Source organism: Serpens gallinarum (assembly GCF_014836765.1).
Lineage (GTDB): Bacteria > Pseudomonadota > Gammaproteobacteria > Pseudomonadales > Pseudomonadaceae > Serpens > Serpens gallinarum.
The window spans coordinates 63,396-81,771 of record NZ_JACSQG010000013.1; the positions used below are offsets into that span (position 1 = coordinate 63,396).

The window sequence follows — 18,376 nt, forward strand, 5'->3', positions numbered from 1 at the left end:
TGGCCCTCAGTCTGCGATCTGCAGTTCGCGGGCCTGGGTGTACACGTAGCGGACTTTCTCGTACTCGAAGGGCGAGTTGAGCTGGCCATAGCGAAAGGCTGTGGTATAGCGGGTATCCACAGCGCGCAGCAGGTAGATTTCCGGATGCTGGCCGCTCGCCTCACTGACATTGAGAAAATTGATCGGGCTCTCCATGCTGAAATCGGCCACAAGCCCGCCGGTATCGCGCAGGTTTGACGGGCCGAGGAAGGGCAGCACCACATAAGGTCCGTGGGGCACGCCATAACGGCCGAGGGTCTGGCCGAAGTCTTCTTTCAGCTTGGGCAGGCCCATGCGCGTGGCGGGGTCCCAGAGGCCGAATACTCCGAACGTGGTGTTGAACAAGAGGCGCGCGGTGACCTGCATCGAGCGCTGGCCCTTGAGCTGCAACGCGCTGTTCAACAGATTGCCAATATCGTCGAGGTTGCTGAAGAAATTGCTCACCCCGCTGCGCACCACCCGTGGCGTGACGCTCTGGTAGCCGCGTACCACCGGCAGGAATACCCACTCGTCGAAGCGATGGTTGAAGTGATAGACGCGCCGGTTCCACGGCTCCCAAGGGTCGTAGATGGCCAGGGCAGCCAGCGTGGAAATCTCGAATTCGCGTTGATCCAGGCCTGGGTTGAACTTCAGGTGTTCCAGCGGCCGGGTGAACCCATCTTCATCGACGGTTTGCGCCGCCAGGGGCAAGGACAGCGACAGCAGCAGGGCTAAGCTCGAACCGCTCAAGGTCGGTGGCACAGGCAATCGGATCATGGGCTTTGATTCCTTGGGCCGCGCCCTCAATGGTGGAAAAAGTCGAGCATGGCCTGGGTGTTGACCTTGTAATTCAGGTTGCCGCAATGCCCGCCAAGGGGGTAGACGGTGAGTCGCGAGCCAAAGGTGCGGCGTAGAAAGCCGAGGTCGCCGGGCCCAAGAATGATGTCGTCGGCGTTGTGCATGACGGCAATCTTGTCGCTGCTCTGCAGGTAATCCTGCAGGGCGTAAAGGCTTACCGCATCGACCATCTGCTGCAGGCTGCCACCATTCAAACGGGTGCGCCACATCGGGATCAACTGCTCGGTGATGTAGCAGTCGAAGTCGCAGAGCAGCGCCCGGCGAAAGAAGCGGGTGATGTCGGTGCTTTCGGTGATTGGGTAATCGGGCGGGGTAATCAGGCCACGGCGATTGATCAGGTCAGAGGTGAAGACGATGTCGGCCGAGGAAAAACGGAACGATGCGCCGATCAACATGGCCATTTCCTCATTGCTCAGGCGCTGGCGCGACAGCTGGAAGTCATAGAGCAGTGCCTCGTTCAGATCGATATGGCCTTTGTGCTGAAAGTAGCGTGTGAGCTTGCTAAGCATCGACTCGTAGAACGTGGCGGCGTTGGTCACGTTCTCCACCTGGGTCTGCACCAGCATGTCGAGATTGCGCACCGAGGTATACAGATTGACCGGCGGATTGAGCAGCAATACGCGCTTGAAGTTGAAGGCGCGACGGGTCTCGTCCAGGTGGCTGACAAACGCCGCATGCAGGCCGCCGAGACTGTAGCCCGTGAGGTGGAATTCGGTGATCGGCAGGTCCGGGTGACGGGCGCGAATGGCCTGCATGACGCGGTACAGGTCATCGGCATCCTCGCTGGAAAATCCCGGAGTGGCATAGCGTGAAGCGGAGGCCATGAAGTCATAGCTGGTGGGCGAGGAGAGCTGCACGACATGGAAGCCACCCTGATAGAACACGTTCTTCAGCACTTCCATGTTGCCGGCGGCGTAATGCGCACCGGTGCCGGCAATGATGAAAATCAGCGGTGCCGGCTGCGGCTGCACTGCCAGGCGATAGCGCAGTTTTTTTACCGCCCAGAAATTGTCCGGCAATTCGTACTCGCGATCTGGGCGCACCGTGATGCTGTAGTCCTTCTGATCAATCTCATCGTCTTCGAGCAGACTTGGGCGCAGCTCCGGGGGGGTGCCGGCAATGGTCGCCTCGAACGGATTACGCAGGGGGAAACCGTATTCCTGCATCGGTATATCCACCGCCATCGACGCCGTACTGGTCAAAAGGCAGCCCAGCAGGGCTATCAGGCGGAGAAAATACGGCATGGGTTGGTCTCTTGCTGGCGGGTGGGGCGCTGTTCGGATGTATGACCACGCCTGAGGGGGCAAAGTGCTGGCAGTCACCGGAGTATGCCGTTGACTGCGCGAACCAGCCACGGCCTGGTCAGACAGGGTGTCTACGCTGGGCGAATCGGTTGGGCTCTTTGGTTCGGAGTGTGACTGCCTTGAGGAGATTGAAATGCGTCGTGGTTCGCCCTTGCTGGTGATGTTGCTTGCGTTGCCACTGTGGCTGTTGGCGTTGTATGGGTTGCGCTTCATCTTTCTCGAGGACAGCCGCTGGGTCGGCCTGTGTGCCGAGACGTCAGGTGATTGGCAATGTCAGTTGCGCTCCTGGCTTGGCTGGCTGATCCATTTTAGTGTGTTGGCCTGGGCGGCCTTGCTGGCGGCGCTGCCGGCATTCTGGCTTGCCGGTCGGGTCGGTGCGCGGCTGGCGTTGGTAGGATTGCTACTCGGGCTGGCGGCTTTGGTCCTGTACAGCGCTACGCTGGGTGCTTTTGCCGTGGTGATCGCCAGCCTGCGCCTGGTCAGGGCGAGCCCCAGCGAGAGCAACTAACAGTCGCCTTTGTTCAATGCCGCCAGAACGAGCGGGTCATCAGCACCAGTACGGTAATGATTTCCAGGCGGCCGAGCAGCATGCCGATGGCCAGCAGCCATTTGGCCATGTCCGGCAAGGTGGAGAAATTACCGGCAGGGCCAATGATCGGGCCCAGGCCCGGACCGACGTTGCACACCGCGGTGGCGGCGCCGGTCAGCGCCGTCAGCGGATCAAGGCCAAGCAGGGCCAGGCCCAGGGCGATGAAGCCGATGGTAATGGTGAAGAAGAACGAGAAGGTCAAGATCGAGCGAACGATTTCCTCGTCCAGATTGTGGCCGTTGTACTGCTGCTTGATCACCGCGCGCGGATGGACCAATTGCTGCAAGTTGGCCTTGAGCAATGAATAGGCCACCTGGAAACGGAAAATCTTCAAGCCGCCACTGGTGGAGCCGGAGCAGCCGCCGATAAAGGTCAGGTAGAAAAACACCATGACCGCGAAGCCGCCCCATTGGGTGTAGTCGCCCAAGGCATAGCCGGTGGTGCTGACAATCGACACCACGTTGACCGTGGCGATACGCAGCGCATCGATGAAGGCGTAGTCCGAGTTCAACCATAACCACAGGCTGAACGGCAGGCTGACCCCGGCCAGGACCAGCAGAAAGCCCCGCACCTGCTGGTCGCGAATCAGCGCCCGGTAGTTACCCCGCACTGTCGATACGTAGAGCACGAAAGGCAGGCTGCCGAGCACCATCAGCACCACCGCCACCCAATGGGTCGCTTTGGGGAATGTGGCCAGTGAAGCGTCCGAGGTGGAAAAGCCGGCAGTCGACACCGAGGTCATCGCGTGGTTGACGGCATCGAACCAGCCCATGCCAGTCAGGTGGAACGCCAGCGTGCCCAGCAGGGTGAACAGCACGTAGATCGCCACGAAATACTTGGCCACCATGTGGGAGCGCGGCATGACCTTTTCCGACCAGTCTGAGGATTCGGTCTGGAACAGGCGCATACCACCCACGCGCAGCAGCGGCAGGATCGCAACCGCCATGGCGATAAAGCCGATGCCACCCAGCCACTGCAGCAGCGAGCGCCAAAGCAGCAGGCCCGGTGAGCTTGCATCCAGATCGGAAAGTACCGTGGCGCCCGTCGTGGTAATGCCGGACATGCTTTCAAAAAAAGCATCCGTAAAACTGAGGTTGCGGATCAGCACCAGGGGCAGCGCGGCGAAAAGGCCCACCACCAACCAGCTCGAGGTGGTCAACAGGTACATGTCCCGAGGGCGCAAGTGCGCGTTCTGCGGCCGTCGGGGCAGGGTCAGTGCCAGGCCGACGACAAAGGTGATCAGGCTGGACCAGAGAAACGCGCCGATGTCTTCATGGTGGCCGTACCAGAGCATGGCAACCATGGGCAGCAGCATGCTGGCGGCCAGGGTGATCAGGAAGAGACCGAGAATGAAGCCAATGATGCGCAGGGTCGACAGGGCCATGGAGGCGGCTCGGACTCAAGAAGATGAAAGGGCGCCATTCTACTCGGGGCCGGCGCGCTGTAAACCGCGGGCCTGCAGGGCGTATGGCTCGGACTTAGTGAATTTTTTTTCGTGCCCCCCTTCACAGGAAAACGCGGATGTTGGAAATTATCCGGCGCCGGCCAGTGTCGGTTTCTGAGTCTAAATCTCATGTCCCAAGATAACCCGTGTCTCGCGTGCGGTGCCTGCTGCGCGTATTTTCGTGTCTCGTTTTACTGGGGCGAATGTCGCTCCGCCGGCGGTATTGTCCCGGATGACCGGGTCATACAGATTTCCCCACACCATGCCGCGATGATCGGTACGGACAGCAAGCCGGCTCGTTGTGTTGCCCTGCTGGGCGAGGTGGGCTCTGGCGTGCGTTGTTCCATGTATGAGCAGCGTTCCAGCCCGTGCCGCGAGTTTGCTGCATCCTGGGAGAACGGCGAGCACAACCCGCGCTGCGACGCCGCCCGTGCCGCCCATGGCCTGCCGCCGCTCACGCCACCGCTGCAACCGCATGTATCGCCAGACCGGGTCGCTTGATTTGTTGGGCCTTACGGCAGCGGCTGGGGGAAATTAAGCAAAAGGCGATCTTTTGCGCGAATCAGGGTCCGATAATCAACAGACCTTGGGGAGAGCCGCATGAAAGGTGCCGAAGCCTACGTCAATGATCAGTGGAACACCTGCGGGCTGGCAGAACTGCCCCAAGGAGCCGAGGCGCAGCGCATCAGCCTGCACTTCATCGTGCCGCGTGACGCGCAATTCACGGCGCTGCTGAACCATATCAGCACCGTGGCCCAGCGGCGGTTGTGCGAAGCCTACCCAGGCCGCGCGGTGCATGCCGAACCGGTAGCCGGCTCGGTGGTTGGCGACGGCACTGGAGACGGTATCACCCTGGTTTTCCACGTTGCGCCGCAGCCTGGCCAGGCTGTTGAGCAGACACCGGCAGGGGAGCGCTGATCAGCGCATCAGGGGCAGGCTGCGCCCCTGGCGGCGAAATCTGCGACAATCGCGCCCCTCCGATTTAACCGCGATTGCCTGATGACCGACGCCACCCCCGCCATTGGTACCTTGCTGAACACCCTTGACCAAGCCTTCATGGCGGACCGCCATCGCCTGCGACGCCAACTGCTCGACCTGCAGAAAAAAGGTGATGAGGCGAAGCTGGCGCAATGGCTGGAGCGTTTCCAGGCATCCGTGGCCAAGGTCGAGACGCGCTGCATGAGCGTGCCGTCGATCCGCTACGACGATCAATTGCCCATCGCCGCCAAGCGCGATGAGATTAAGGCGGCACTGGAAAAACACCAGGTGCTGATCATTGCCGGCGAAACCGGCTCGGGCAAGACCACCCAGTTGCCGAAGATCTGCCTGGAGATCGGCCGCGGCGTGCATGGCCTGATCGGTCATACCCAGCCGCGCCGGCTGGCGGCGCGCAGCGTGGCGACCCGCGTAGCGGAAGAAATCGGCACGCCGTTGGGCGAGCTGGTCGGCTACCAGGTGCGCTTTGAAGATCAAAGCACCGATCGCACGCTGATCAAGCTGATGACCGACGGCATCTTGCTGGCTGAAACCCAGCACGACCGCTTCCTGGAAAAATACGACACGCTGATCGTCGACGAGGCCCACGAACGCAGCCTGAACATCGACTTTCTGCTCGGCTACCTGAAAAAACTGCTGCCACGCCGCCCCGAGCTGAAAGTCATCATCACCTCGGCGACCATCGATCTAGAACGTTTCAGCGAGCATTTCAACGGGGCGCCCATCATCGAAGTCTCCGGGCGAACCTATCCGGTGGAAACCTGGTACCGGCCCTTGACTGCCGAAACCGATGAAGACGGCAACCGCGTCGAGGACGACCTCAGCGTTGATCAGGGCATCCTCGCCGCGCTGGCCGAGATCGAGGTCCATGAAAAATCCATCGGCAAGCGTCCCGGCGATGTGTTGGTGTTTTTGCCCGGCGAACGGGAGATCCGCGACGCCGCCGAGGTGCTGCGCAAGGCCAACCTGCGTTTCACCGAAGTCCTGCCGCTGTACGCACGGCTGAGCCCGGCTGAGCAGCAGCGCATCTTCCGGCCGGCCGCCGGGCGCAAGATCGTGTTAGCCACCAACGTCGCGGAAACCTCGCTGACCGTGCCAGGCATCCGCTACGTGATCGACTCCGGCACCGCGCGCATCAGCCGTTACAGCTATCGCGCCAAGGTGCAGCGTCTGCCCATCGAGGCGGTGTCCCAGGCCAGCGCCAATCAGCGCAAGGGCCGCTGCGGACGCGTCGAGCCGGGCATCTGCATTCGCCTGTACAGCGAGGAAGATTTCCTCGGTCGCCCGGAATTTACCGACCCGGAAATCCTGCGCACCAACCTGGCCGCCGTCATCCTGCAGATGCTGCACCTGCGCCTGGGAGATATCGCTGACTTCCCCTTTATCGAGGCGCCGGACGGCAAGGCGATCAGCGACGGCTTCAACCTGCTGCAGGAACTCTCAGCAGTCAGCCGCGAAAACCAGCTGACCCCGTTGGGCCGTCAGTTGGCGCGCATCCCCATCGACCCGCGCCTGGGCCGAATGCTGTTGGAAGCCGCGCAGCAGGGCAGCCTCGACGAGGTGTTGGTCGTCGCCAGTGCGCTGTCGGTGCAGGATGTGCGCGAACGCCCTTCCGACCGGCAGCAGGCCGCCGACCAGGCCCATGCGCAGTGGAAGGACGTGGATTCGGATTTCGCCGCGCTGATCAACCTGTGGCGCGGCTTTGAGGAACAGCGCCAGGCCCTCGGCTCCAGCGCCCTGCGCAGCTGGTGCCGCAGAAATTTCCTGAATTACCTGCGCCTGCGCGAATGGCGCGATGCCCATCGCCAGCTCACGTTGATCTGCCGTGAGCTGCAACTGTCCGGGAGCTCCAAAGCCGGTCGGGGCGAGCCAGCGCGCGATCAACGTGCTGCAGCTGCGCCCCAGGCCAGCACGCCTATAAAACCCACCACCGATACCAAGCTCAACGCCAAGCTCAATCAGCAGGCCGAAGCCACTGAAGCCGCCTTGCGCGCCAAAGGCTACGCCGCCGTGCACAAGGCGATTCTCGCTGGCCTGCTCAGCCAGATCGGCCAGAAAACCGAAGACGGCGATTTTCTCGGCGCCCGCCAGCGGCGCTTCTGGGTACACCCTTCCAGCGTGCTCGGTCGCAAGAAACCGCAATGGCTGATGGCCGCCGAACTGGTGGAAACCACCAAGCTGTTTGCGCGCATGGTGGCCAAGATAGAGCCGGATTGGATCGAACCGCTGGCGGGCCACCTGATCAAGAAAAACCACTTCGAGCCGCACTGGGAGAAGAAGCGCGGCCAGGTGGTGGCGTTCGAACAGGTCACTCTGTACGGGCTGATCGTGGTGGGCAAGCGTCCGGTGCATTACGGACCCATCGACCCACCGGCGGCTCGTGAGTTGTTCATCCGCGAGGGTCTGGTACGGGGTGAAATCAACAGCCGCGCCAAGTGCCTGCGCGAGAATCGCGACCTGCTGGAGCTGCTCGACGAACTGGAAGCCAAGGCCCGCCGCCGCGACATTCTCGCCGACGAGGAAACGCTGTTCGCCTACTACGATGCACGCCTGCCGGCGGACATCTACCAGACCGCCACCTTCGAAAGCTGGTACAAGCGCGAGAGCGCTCAGGATCCGCAGCTGCTGGTGATGCGTGAGGAAGACGTCCTGGCCCGCGACGCCAGCGAAATCACCGCCGCCCAGTACCCCGATCTGTTGCGCATCGGCACGCTACAACTGCCGCTCACGTATCACTTCGAGCCTAATCACCCGCGCGACGGTGTGACTTTGCGCGTGCCTGCACCCTTGCTGCCGCAACTGCCCGCCGAACGCCTCGACTGGCTGGTGCCGGGCCTGATCGAAGCCAAGGCCATCGCCTTGGTGCGCGAGCTGCCCAAGGCGATGCGCAAGAATTTTGTGCCGGTGCCGGATTTCGTGCGTGCCGCACTGTCGAAAATCACCTTCGGCGAGGGCTCGCTGCCCGAGGCGCTGGGCCGTGAATTGCTGCGCATGACCGGCGCCCGCGTCTCGGATGAGGCGTGGGCCCATGCGCTCTCCGCTGTGGAAAGCCACCTGCGCATGAACATCGAAGTCGTCGATGGGCGGGGCAAGTTCCTCGGCGAAGGCCGCGACCTGGCCGAACTCACCGCACGCTTCGCCGACGCCAGCCAGGCGGCGCTGGCCATTCCCCAGACCGAAAAGACGCAACGGCCCGTCGAAGCCAAGGCCTTTGCCGAGGTGGCGGAAACTACCCAGCAACGCATCGCCGGCCTGTCGATGACGGTATTCCCGGCGCTGGTGGAAGAGGCTGGGGTGGTCAAGGAAGGGCGTTTCCCCACCCAGGCCGAAGCCGACTACCAGCACCGCCGCGCCTTGCAGCGCCTGCTGCTGCAACAATTGAGCGAACAGGCGAAATTCTTGCGCGGCAAGTTGCCCGGACTGACCGACATGGGCCTGCTGTACCGCGACCTGGGGCGTATTGACGCGCTGGTCGAGGATATTCTGCTGGCCAGTCTGGACGGCTGCATTCTCGACGGCGTTGCGCCGCTACCCCGCGACGGTGCAGTCCTGGCCACCCTGGCCGAGCAAAAGCGCGGCGCCTGGACCGAGCACGCCGAACGCCTGGCTCGGCTCACCCTGGAGATTCTCAAGCTCTGGCACAGTCTGCAAAAGCGCTTCAAGGGGCGTATCGACTTGGCCCAGGCGGTGGCGCTCAACGACATCAAGGCGCAGCTGGGCAACCTGGTGTACCCCGGTTTCGTGCGCGACACCTCGCACGAATGGCTCAAGGAATACCCGCGTTACCTCAAGGCCATCGAACAGCGCCTCGACAAGGTGGGCAGCCAGCTACAGCGTGATCGTGTGTGGAGTGGCGAACTGGCTGGCTATTGGGAGCAGTACCAGGCCCGTCTCAAAAAGCATCAGCAGGAAGGCAAGCGCGATGCGAATCTGGTGCTGTACCGCTGGATGCTGGAGGAATACCGCGTCTCGCTGTTCGCCCAGCAGTTGGGCACGAAGATGGCGGTGTCGGACAAACGCTTGAGCAAGCAGTGGGCAGCGGTGGAAGGCTGAAACATGACACCGCAGCTGCTTCAGGAGAGATTGCGAGTTGCTGGGTTTAGCGGAGAAACCGCGCATGGGGCGCTGCTGCTGGCTGCGACACATCGTCGCGGCACCATGGCCTCTGGAGGGCGAAGCGCCTCATTGAGCTTTGGCCAACCTTCCGTTCGGCAAAACAAAAGACTGCGTTCGGCTCGTCTTTCCCGGCGATAATCATTGACTCGCTTCGATCCGCCTAGGTAGCGTGGGCAGTTGGCCATACTGACTCCGTCACCGACTGTTGCCAAGAACCGAGTCAATCACTCCAAACAATAACGACGGCGCTCCATAAGGGCGCCCTTCGGAGAGTTGCATGCAGACCAGCCAACTTCTGCTCGAAGGCGTAGAGATCATGCTATTTGGCATGGGATCCGTCTTTGTCTTTCTGGTTCTTCTGATTTACTGCATTCGCCTGATGTCATTCCTCACCGCTCGCTTTGTCAGCGAGCCGGCGGCGACTCCGGCACCTATTCGGGCGGCTTCCGCTGTCGATGCCGATGCAGACACCCTGGCCGCGATCAAGGCCGCAATCCATCTCCACCGCGCGCGCCGCGCCTGACCCGGGAAAGGGAACATCCAATGACCGTTTCGAACAAGAAGCCGCTCGGCATTACCGACGTGGTGCTGCGTGACGCCCACCAGTCCATCCTGGCCACCCGTGTGCGTCTGGAAGACATGCTGCCGATCGCGCCCAAGCTTGATCAGGTGGGTTTCTGGTCGGTGGAAAGCTGGGGCGGGGCGACCTTTGACGCCTGCATTCGTTACCTGGGTGAAGACCCCTGGGAGCGCATCCGCGAGCTGAAGAAGGCGATGCCCAACACCCGCCAGCAAATGCTGCTGCGTGGCCAGAACCTGCTCGGCTACCGGCACTACGCCGATGACGTGGTGGAAAAGTTCGTCGAGCGCGCCGCGATCAACGGCGTGGACGTGTTTCGCGTATTTGACGCGATGAACGACCCGCGCAACCTGGACACCGCGCTGCGCGCCGTGAAGCGCCAGGGCAAGCACGCCCAGGGCACCATTTCCTACACCACCAGCCCGGTGCATACCCTGCAGATGTGGGTCGACCTGGCCAAGCAGATCGAGGACATGGGCGCCGACTCGGTGGCCATCAAGGACATGGCCGGCATCCTCACGCCGTACCAGGCCTATGAGCTGGTCTCGCGGCTGAAAGCCAGCCTGACTATTCCGGTGCACATGCAGTGTCACGCCACCGCCGGGCTGTCCACTGCGGCCATCCTCAAGGCCGTGGAAGCCGGTATCGACAACGTCGACACCGCAATCTCCTCCCTGTCCATGACCTATGGCCATTCGCCAACCGAGTCGGTGGTGGCGATCTTCCAGGGCACCGAGCGCGACACCGGCCTGAATCTGGAACTGCTCGAAGAAGTGGCTGCCTACTTCCGCGAGGTGCGCAAGAAATACGCGAAGTTCGAAGGCACCCTGCGCGGCGTCGATTCGCGCATCCTGGTTGCCCAGGTGCCCGGCGGCATGTTGACCAACATGGAAAGCCAGCTCAAGGAGCAGGGTGCGCTGGACAAGTTCGACCAGGTGCTCGAGGAAATCCCGCGTGTGCGCGAGGACCTGGGCTTCATCCCGCTGGTCACTCCCACCTCGCAGATCGTCGGCACCCAGGCGGTGATCAACGTGCTCACTGGCGAGCGCTATAAATCCATCACCAAGGAAACCGCCGGCGTGCTCAAGGGTGAGTACGGCGCAGCGCCGGCGCCGTTCAATGCCGAATTGCAGACCCGTGTGTTGAAGGGTGCCGAGGCCATCACCTGCCGTCCGGCCGACCTGCTTGACGCCGAGATGGACAAGCTGACCGTCGAGCTCAAGGGCATCGCACGGGAGAAGGGCATCACGTTGGCCGCCGATGAAATCGACGACGTCCTGACCTACGCGCTGTTCCCGCAGATCGGCCTGAAGTTCCTCGAGAACCGTGGCAACCCGGCGGCCTTCGAGCCGGTGCCAAACGGCCAGGAGCGGGCGCCCCGCGAGGCCGGCAAGCCGGAGGTCTACACCGTGGACGTCAACGGCAAGTCCTTCGTGGTGCAGGTCAACGACGGTGGTGACATCGAAGGCATCAAGCCACTCAATGGCGCTGCGGGACAACCGGCCGCAGCGGCAGCCGCTTCGGCGCCGACCTCAGGCGAGCCGCAGCCGGCTCCGCTGGCCGGCAACATCTTCAAGGTGCTGGTGCAGCCTGGGCAGATGGTCCAGGAGGGCGATCTGGTGGTGATTCTCGAGGCCATGAAGATGGAAACCGAGATTCGTGCCTTCAGGGCAGGCACCGTCGCGTCGGTCGACGTCAAGGTCGGTGACGCAGTGTCGGTCGGCAATTCCCTGCTGAGCATCGCTTAAGGAGCGTTCCATGGAAAAGTTGCTCACGCTCTGGCAGAGCACCGGCCTGTACCATCTTGAGGCTGGTCAGGCCCTGATGATGGCGATTTGCATCGGGCTGATCTACCTGGCGATTCGCAAAGGCTTTGAACCGCTGCTGCTGATTCCCATCGGCTTCGGCGGCATCCTGGCCAATATCCCGGTGGCCAACATGGCCGAGGGGGCCGGTATCCTCAATCTCTTTTATGAGGTGGGCCTGCCGACCAGCGTGTTCCCGCTGCTGATCTTCATGGGTGTTGGCGCCATGACTGATTTCGGTCCTATGCTGGCCAATCCCAAGACGCTGCTGCTCGGCGCCGCCGCACAGTTCGGCATCTTCGGCACACTGCTGGGCGCCTTGGCGCTGACCGCCAGTGGTATCCCCGGTATGGAGTTCACGCTCAAGGAAGCGGCGTCAATCGCCATCATCGGTGGTGCCGATGGCCCCACCTCGATCTTCGTCACCTCCAAGCTGGCACCGGACCTGCTTGGCCCGATCGCCGTGGCCGCGTATTCCTACATGGCGCTGGTGCCACTGATCCAGCCACCGATCATGCGCGCGCTGACCACTCCGGAGGAGCGCGCCATCGTCATGACCCAGCTGCGGCATGTCAGCCAAGTGGAGAAGATCATCTTCCCGCTGCTGCTGTGCCTGCTGGTCGGCATGCTGCTGCCGGACGCCGCGCCCCTGATCGGCATGTTCGCCTTCGGCAATCTGCTGCGCGAATGCGGCGTGGTGGATCGCCTGGCGGATACCTCGCGCAATGCGCTGATCAACATCATCACCCTCGCACTGGGCCTGACGGTCGGCTCCAAGCTGTCCGCCGATGCCTTCCTGCAGATGAAGACGCTGGGCATCCTGGCGCTGGGCATGGTGGCCTTCTCGGGCGGTACTGCGGCGGGGATCATCATGGCCAAGATCATGAACCGCTTCAGCACCACCAAGATCAATCCGCTGATCGGTTCGGCCGGTGTCTCGGCGGTGCCTATGGCGGCGCGGGTATCAAACAAGGTCGGCCTGGAGGCCAACCCGCAAAATTTCCTGCTCATGCACGCCATGGGGCCTAACGTGGCTGGAGTGATCGGCTCGGCCGTGGCGGCCGGGGTCTTGCTCAGCTTCGTTGGCTGATCGGCGTTTGCTTCGTCAGAACCCCGCCTGGTGCGGGGTTCTTTTTTGGCGAGCCCGGTGGGCTGGTCGGTCTCTGCTGCGCACCGAGTCCATCTGGGCCTCACGGGGCGTGCATTCTTCCGCCTGTGTATTTCTTGTCACATTTTGCGGCCAGTGAAAGCGGATCCCAAAGGCATCGGCTAGAGTTCTCACAGCCCTTTTTTAGAGGTCGTGCCATAGAGCCGACTCTCGCGCAGCAGGATGCTGAACGCCGACATGGATGTCTCCCGCGTACTGTCCGAAGTGGTCCGGACCCTCTTGTGCCTGTTATTGGTCCTGCCGATGGCGCACGCCCGCGCCGGGGATGTCGACGATGAGCTCAAGGGCTTCATCGTCGACCAGACCATCACTCACATCGGCCATCTCTTCTACCGTCACTTTAGCGAACGGCTGCGTGACATCAGCCGCCTGGACTTCAACCTGGTAGTGCGCGAACGACCCTCGGCGCGCTGGGGCAGTCTGGTGTGGGTGGAATACGAGCAGGGTACGGTGTATCGCCGTTTTCTGTCGCCCAATACAGCCGAGCTTCAGGCAGTGGCCTATGCCGCAGCCGATCAGGTCAAGGAGACGGTGACCCGTCGTCGACTGGAAATTCTTCTGCAGGACACCACGGACATGGATCGAGACGAACTATGAAGAGACACTTGATTGCGCGGTCCGCCGCGCTGTGGCTGGCTGGCGGCTTGTTGGGCGTCGTGCAGGCCAGTGAGCTGGTCTATACGCCGATTAACCCCTCGTTCGGAGGCAGTCCCCTGAATGGAACCTGGTTGCTGGGCAACGCCCAGGCGCAGAACGATCACTCCAGCTCAAGCCCAGGCCCAGGGGCGGGCTATGCCGGTACCACGGCGCTGGAACGCTTCACCAGCCAGCTGGAATCACGGCTGTTGTCGCAATTGATGACCAACATCGAGAGCGGCGAAACCGGCACCCTGACCACCAGTGCGTTCATTATCGAAATTCAGGATAACGCCAATTCAGGCATCCTCAGCATCCTGGTGACCGACCGAAAAACTGGAGAAGTGTCGGAAATTGTTCTTAGTGGCTGGACGCCGAACTGATTGATGGAACAAGGATGTGGAATGAGAACCTTACTAGCAGTAGCACTGGCCTGCGCGTTGTTGCAGGGCTGTTCGTTGCGCGAGCCGATGCCGGCCGAGCTTGATGCGGAAATTCCCACACTCACGCCCAGGGCGTCCACTTATCATGACTTGGTCAACATGCCCAAGCCAAAGGGGCTGGTGGTCACGGCGCTGTACGGCTTCCGCGACCAGACAGGGCAATACAAGCCGACCCCCGCCAGTTCGTTTTCCACCAGCGTGACCCAGGGCGCGGCGAGCATGCTGATGGACGCCCTGCAAGCCAGCGGCTGGTTCATGGTGCTGGAGCGCGAGGGGCTGCAAAACCTGTTGACCGAGCGCAAGATCATCCGCGCCTCGCAACAGAAGAACAACACACCGGCCAACATTCTTGCCGAGTTGCCGCCCCTGCAGGCGGCCAATATCGTGATGGAGGGGGGTATCGTCGCCTTCGACAGCAACGTGCGGACCGGCGGGGAGGGGGCCCGCTACCTCGGGATCGGGGTGTCTAGCGAATACCGCGTCGATCAGGTAACGGTGAGCCTGCGGGCGGTGGACGTGCGCAGCGGCCAGGTGCTGGCCAACGTCATGACCAGCAAGACCATCTACTCGGTGGCGCGTAGCGCTGGCGTGTTCAAGTTCATCGAACTCAAGGATCTTCTCGAAGTGGAGGCCGGCTATACGATCAATGAGCCCGCCCAGCTCTGCGTGCTCTCGGCCATCGAAGCAGCTGTTGCACACCTGATCGCCCAAGGCATTGAGCGCAGGTTGTGGCAGGCCGCCGATCAAACGGCGCTGGCGGAGTCCACGCTGGGCAAATATCTGACCCACTAGCTTGAGTGCTGTCCCGCCAAAAGAAAACCCGGAGCCTGGCTCCGGGTTTTCTTTTAATGCTGCACGTGCGCAGTCGCAGGCGACTGCGCACTGAAGGTCAACGCTGGGTGGTGATGGCCTGGTTGGCCGTGCCGAACTGATGGATATTGCTGACCTGGTTGTAGCCGGCCTGGGTGATGACCGCATGGTTGAGCGAGCCGGCCTGGCCGACGTAGGCGCTGTTGAAGCCACCGGACTGCACGAGGTCGGCCGTGTTGAGGTGACCGCTCTGGTAGGCGTGGGCGCGGTTGTAGCTGCCGCCCTGATCCAGATTGACAACGTTTTCCGTACCGCTGCTGTTGCCCGCGAAGCTGTTGTAGCTGCCGCGCTGATCGGCGATCAGCAGGTTGTCGCTGCCGTTCTGGTCGAAATACAGCTCGTTGTAGCTGCCGGTCTGGGTCACCAGGCCGCGGTTGAAGTCGCCGTAGGCGCCGACGTTCGCCGTGTTGCCTTGGCCGCTCTGCTCAAGTTCGTGACGGTTGCCTACGCCCTGCTGGGTCAGGGTGGCAGAGAGATTTGCGCCCCGGGTCTGCTGGACGTACAAATTGTTGGCTTCACCGGTCTGCAGGGTGGTGATCCGGCTGTGGTCAGACTGGAACTGATGGGCGTCGACTACTTGCAGACTGCCGAGCTGCTGCACATCGATCTGGCTGCCAACCTGTTCGATCTGCGAGATGAGCGCTGAGCTGTTCACGCCGTCCTGCAGGGTGGTCACCTGGTTGTTGCCGGTGTCGTACTGGTAGACACGAATGCTGTGCAGATTGCCCTGTTGCTGGATCTCGATGACGCCACCGTCATTGAGGGTCTGGATGGCCGAGGCCTGGTGATGCGCACCTTGCTGGTCGATCAGCGCGCGGTTGTGGCTGCCATGCAGCTCCTGGCGAATGCTGGCATCGTTGAATGCGCCCTGCTGGCGAGTGGTCGCGGTGTTATGGGCGCCGCCCAATTGGACAGCGGAACTGTCATGGCCATGGCCCTGCTGGAACTGCCAGATGGTGTTGGCGCGGCCGCCGAACTGGCTGGCGTGGCCGTCATTCTCCTGGCCGTCCTGCACCTGCTTGATCAGGCTGCCGTTGCCGGCTCGGTACTGGTCGGCGTCGAGTCGGTTGTTGGCACCGATCTGTGCCTGGCCGACGGTGCCGGCACTGCCGACTTGTACCGACTGGGCATCGTTGCGAACGCCGGTCTGGCCCTGAACGACGTTAGCGCGCCCACCGATCTGCTGGACGGCTGCGCTGTTCTCCTGACCCGACTGGATCTGCAGGGAAAAATTGTCGGCCAGCACCGGGCTGGCGGCCAGAATCAGCATCGCTGCTGCGAGAGGGGTCTTCCTGAACATATGTTGCCTCCTTGCTGTGGTGGTTACTGCATTTTCTTCTTGTGAGCCTCAGCGCTGACGAACATGGGCGCTCTGCCCGACGCCAACCTGAGTGATCCGGCCGTACAACCCCGAACCGCTCTGCTCGATGCTGGCGGTGTTATGTGCTCCGGACTGGATGATGTCTGCCTGGTTGCCCACGCCGAATTGAACAATGGCCGCCTGGTTGCCATAGCCTTGTTGCCAGATGCTGGCCATCAAGTTGCTTCCCTGTTGCAACAGGTAGGCTTCATGGTGGCTGCCTTGCTGGACGATGCTGCCGAGCAACGACTCTCCCGACTGCTCGATTGCGGCAAGGTTGTAGTGGCCGATCTGGCTGATGTGCAACTGCTGTTCGCCGGGGATGAAAATTCGCGCCTCGTACAGGTCGCCGCCGGCGAGATCGGCGTTGTCCAGCAGATCAAAGGCGGATGCCGCCCCGCAGTGCAGGGTCAGGGCTAGAAGTGCGGCAAAAGGGGCATGTTGGCGTTTCATCCCATATCCTTGGGGCTGTTTAGCGGTCGCTTCCTGCGGCTCGCTCTGCATTTCGTTGCCAGAAAACAGCGGATGCTCTGGTATTTGCCAGAGCATGGTTCAGGTTGTACGTTTCGGCAAATCGATGCATGCAAGTGTGCAAAGGCGTCTGGTACCTGCGGTGTATGCGCAAGAGAGCTGAAATTCATTGAGGAAAAGCGATGAGTACCATCGTCCGTATCGCAGCCCGCAGCGCCGACCTCGGCGAGGGCCTGCTCGTTCGCCGCGCGCTGCCCAGTCGCCGGCAGCGCATGGTCGGCGCCTGGTGCTTTCTCGACCATGCCGGCCCGGTTGATTTTGCGCCGGGCCAGGGCATGCATGTCGGCGCCCATCCGCACACGGGGTTGCAAACCTTCACCTGGTTGATCGAGGGCGAAGTTCTGCATCGCGACAGCCTGGGTAACGAGCAGCTCATCCGCCCCGGTGCGGTCAATCTGATGACGGCCGGACGGGGTATCGTGCACACCGAGGATTCAGCCGATGGCCAGCGTCTGCACTTGGCGCAATTGTGGATTGCGCTGCCGCCCGAAGCGCAGGATTGCACGGCGGATTTCGCGCACTACACCGATCTGCCGCATTGGCAGCAGGGCCATGCTCAACTGACTCTGCTGGCGGGCACCTACGGTGAACGCAGCGCCCCGGCCCACGTGTACTCGCCGCTGGTAGGGCTGGACATTCGTTGTGAGGCGGCGACGACAGTCGACCTGCTGCTGGATACTGAATTCGAATATGGGCTGCTGCCGATGAGTGGCGACGTCACCGTGGATGAAGAGTGCGTTCAGGTCGACGAATTCGCCTACTTCAAGCCCGGCCGCGCTCACCTGCGCCTGAGTCTGGCCGCTGGCGCCAAGATACTGCTGCTCGGCGGGCGTCCCTTCGAACAACCGGTGCTGATGTGGTGGAACTTCGTGGGCTTCAGCAAGGCCGCCATTGCCGAGGCGCAACGTCAGTGGGAAAGCAGCGACCCCCGCTTTGCTCCGGTTGGGGCCGGCAGCGCGCCACGCTTGGCGGCACCGCCTTTGCCATGGCGCGATTACTGAGGGGCGAGGTGGGCGGCGGGACCCAGATAACCGCTAGGGTTCGCGCAGATCGACGGCACGAGCGCCCTGGCCGTCGAACAAATGGTTGAGCCGCTCGGGCAGCAGCCGCGCCGCGCGGCTTTCATCGCCCAGGATGCGAATATCGCTGTACTTCCTGCCGGATAACACCGCCAGCCCGGCGGCGTCGCGGATTACACTGGGGCGCAGGAACACCATCAGGTTGCGTTTGATGTGTGTGTCGGTGGTCGAGCGGAACAGGCGGCCCAGCCAGGGAATGTCGCCGAGCAGCGGCACCTTGGACACGCTCTGCGTGATGTCGTCCTGGATCAGCCCGCCGAGCACCACCACCTGGCCGTCGTCGGCGAGGATGGTGCTCTTGATCGAGCGCTTGTTGGTGATCAAATCGACCGCGCCAGTGTTCAGGCTGGCGGCGGGGGCGATGGAGGAAATTTCCTGCTCGATTTCCAGGCGCAGGGTGGCACCCTCGTTGATGTGCGGGGTGACCTTGAGGGTGACGCCGATGTCCTGGCGCTCGATGGTGGTGAACGGGTTGCTGGCGCCGTCGCTGGTGGTGGTGTAGGAGCCGGTCTGGAACGGCACGTTCTGGCCGACGAGGATTTCCGCCAGCTGGTTGTCCAGGGTCAGCAGGCTGGGCGT

General features: G+C 62.2%; 17 protein-coding genes. 11 read left to right on the forward strand and 6 right to left on the reverse strand.

Annotation, left to right across the window (positions count from 1 at the left end):
• Nucleotides 1-6: 6 nt before the first annotated feature.
• Together H9642_RS16975 and H9642_RS16980 are read right to left on the reverse strand one after the other, a co-directional pair.
• Nucleotides 7-795 carry an MlaA family lipoprotein gene (locus tag H9642_RS16975; protein WP_251837658.1) on the reverse strand — a complete coding sequence of 263 codons (789 nt, stop codon included), beginning with the start codon at nt 793-795 and terminating at the stop codon, nt 7-9.
• 26 nt (nt 796-821) lie between these two features.
• Complete coding sequence (locus H9642_RS16980) at nt 822-2,120, reverse strand: alpha/beta fold hydrolase family protein (protein ID WP_251837659.1); 1,299 nt, start codon at nt 2,118-2,120, stop codon at nt 822-824.
• A gap of 193 nt (nt 2,121-2,313) precedes the next feature.
• On the opposite strand from H9642_RS16980, the gene H9642_RS16985 reads away from it, so the two are divergent.
• On the forward strand, nt 2,314-2,688 hold the full coding sequence (locus H9642_RS16985; protein ID WP_251837660.1) for a hypothetical protein: 375 nt from the start codon (nt 2,314-2,316) through the stop codon (nt 2,686-2,688).
• Nucleotides 2,689-2,701: 13 nt separating this feature from the next.
• Here H9642_RS16985 and H9642_RS16990 read toward each other — a convergent pair whose 3' ends face one another.
• Nucleotides 2,702-4,153, reverse strand: a complete 1,452-nt coding sequence (locus H9642_RS16990; RefSeq protein WP_251837661.1) for a TrkH family potassium uptake protein — start codon at nt 4,151-4,153, stop codon at nt 2,702-2,704.
• A gap of 189 nt (nt 4,154-4,342) precedes the next feature.
• Between H9642_RS16990 and H9642_RS16995 the strand changes: the two genes are divergently transcribed.
• The 9 genes from H9642_RS16995 to H9642_RS17035 all read left to right on the forward strand — a co-directional run bounded on the left by H9642_RS16995 (nt 4,343) and on the right by H9642_RS17035 (nt 14,749).
• Nucleotides 4,343-4,714: a YkgJ family cysteine cluster protein gene (locus H9642_RS16995; RefSeq protein ID WP_251837662.1), complete on the forward strand. Its 372-nt coding sequence runs from the start codon at nt 4,343-4,345 to the stop codon at nt 4,712-4,714.
• 99 nt (nt 4,715-4,813) lie between these two features.
• Entirely contained in the window at nt 4,814-5,131 is a 318-nt protein-coding gene (locus tag H9642_RS17000) for a hypothetical protein (protein WP_251837663.1), read from the forward strand.
• Nucleotides 5,132-5,212: 81 nt separating this feature from the next.
• Nucleotides 5,213-9,262: an ATP-dependent RNA helicase HrpA gene (gene hrpA / locus H9642_RS17005; RefSeq protein WP_251837664.1), complete on the forward strand. Its 4,050-nt coding sequence runs from the start codon at nt 5,213-5,215 to the stop codon at nt 9,260-9,262.
• 340 nt (nt 9,263-9,602) lie between these two features.
• Nucleotides 9,603-9,848 carry an OadG family protein gene (locus tag H9642_RS17010; RefSeq protein WP_251837665.1) on the forward strand — a complete coding sequence of 82 codons (246 nt, stop codon included), beginning with the start codon at nt 9,603-9,605 and terminating at the stop codon, nt 9,846-9,848.
• A gap of 20 nt (nt 9,849-9,868) precedes the next feature.
• The gene (gene oadA, locus H9642_RS17015; RefSeq protein ID WP_251837666.1) at nt 9,869-11,653 is read left to right on the forward strand and encodes a sodium-extruding oxaloacetate decarboxylase subunit alpha; all 1,785 of its coding nucleotides are present in this window, start codon (nt 9,869-9,871) and stop codon (nt 11,651-11,653) included.
• 10 nt (nt 11,654-11,663) lie between these two features.
• Complete coding sequence (locus tag H9642_RS17020; RefSeq protein ID WP_251837667.1) at nt 11,664-12,800, forward strand: sodium ion-translocating decarboxylase subunit beta; 1,137 nt, start codon at nt 11,664-11,666, stop codon at nt 12,798-12,800.
• 321 nt (nt 12,801-13,121) lie between these two features.
• Nucleotides 13,122-13,475: a curli production assembly/transport protein CsgE gene (gene csgE, locus H9642_RS17025; protein WP_251837673.1), complete on the forward strand. Its 354-nt coding sequence runs from the start codon at nt 13,122-13,124 to the stop codon at nt 13,473-13,475.
• Entirely contained in the window at nt 13,472-13,897 is a 426-nt protein-coding gene (locus H9642_RS17030; RefSeq protein WP_251837668.1) for a curli assembly protein CsgF, read from the forward strand. The genes csgE and H9642_RS17030 overlap by 4 nt, the downstream gene beginning before the upstream one ends.
• Before the next feature lie 21 nt (nt 13,898-13,918).
• Complete coding sequence (locus H9642_RS17035) at nt 13,919-14,749, forward strand: CsgG/HfaB family protein (RefSeq protein WP_251837669.1); 831 nt, start codon at nt 13,919-13,921, stop codon at nt 14,747-14,749.
• A 97-nt stretch (nt 14,750-14,846) separates the two neighbouring features.
• Here the strand turns inward: H9642_RS17035 and H9642_RS17040 are convergent, their stop codons facing one another.
• Entirely contained in the window at nt 14,847-16,127 is a 1,281-nt protein-coding gene (locus H9642_RS17040) for a hypothetical protein (RefSeq protein ID WP_251837670.1), read from the reverse strand.
• A gap of 48 nt (nt 16,128-16,175) precedes the next feature.
• Nucleotides 16,176-16,640: a curlin gene (locus H9642_RS17045; protein ID WP_251837671.1), complete on the reverse strand. Its 465-nt coding sequence runs from the start codon at nt 16,638-16,640 to the stop codon at nt 16,176-16,178.
• A 200-nt stretch (nt 16,641-16,840) separates the two neighbouring features.
• Between H9642_RS17045 and H9642_RS17050 the strand changes: the two genes are divergently transcribed.
• Entirely contained in the window at nt 16,841-17,719 is an 879-nt protein-coding gene (locus H9642_RS17050) for a pirin family protein (RefSeq protein ID WP_251837672.1), read from the forward strand.
• A 33-nt stretch (nt 17,720-17,752) separates the two neighbouring features.
• On the opposite strand, the gene H9642_RS17055 is transcribed toward H9642_RS17050, so the two are convergent.
• A partial coding sequence (locus H9642_RS17055) for a secretin GspD/PilQ domain-containing protein (RefSeq protein ID WP_491016059.1) occupies nt 17,753-18,376 on the reverse strand: 624 nt, incomplete at its 5' end.